This is a genomic window from Vogesella mureinivorans, from assembly GCF_007644035.1.
In the GTDB taxonomy this organism is placed as follows: domain Bacteria; phylum Pseudomonadota; class Gammaproteobacteria; order Burkholderiales; family Chromobacteriaceae; genus Vogesella; species Vogesella mureinivorans.
Map to the genome: position 1 here is coordinate 1 of NZ_VMTV02000972.1, position 264 is coordinate 264.

General features: G+C 70.5%; 1 protein-coding gene. It reads left to right on the forward strand.

The features are described 5' to 3' along the window. Positions 1-3: 3 nt before the first annotated feature. Positions 4-264 (forward strand): trimeric intracellular cation channel family protein (locus FLQ44_RS21745; protein WP_276607904.1); only part of this gene is annotated, 261 nt, incomplete at its 3' end.

The window sequence follows — 264 nt, forward strand, 5'->3', positions numbered from 1 at the left end:
CTCGTGCTCTCGTTCGCTGCAGCCACGGCCGGCGGCATCATGCGCGACGTCTTGCTGGCCGCGACGCCGCCCACCTCGCTGGTCGACTGGCGCTATCTCGCGGTGTCCAGCGCCGCCGGACTGCTGACCTTCTTCCGCCACGCCGACGTCGAACGCATGCGCAATCCGGTGCAGTTCTTCGATGCTGCAGGACTGGGCCTGTTCGCCGTGCTCGGCGCCAGCAAGGCGCTGGCCGCAGGCCTTGGGCCGGTGGGCGCGGTGATG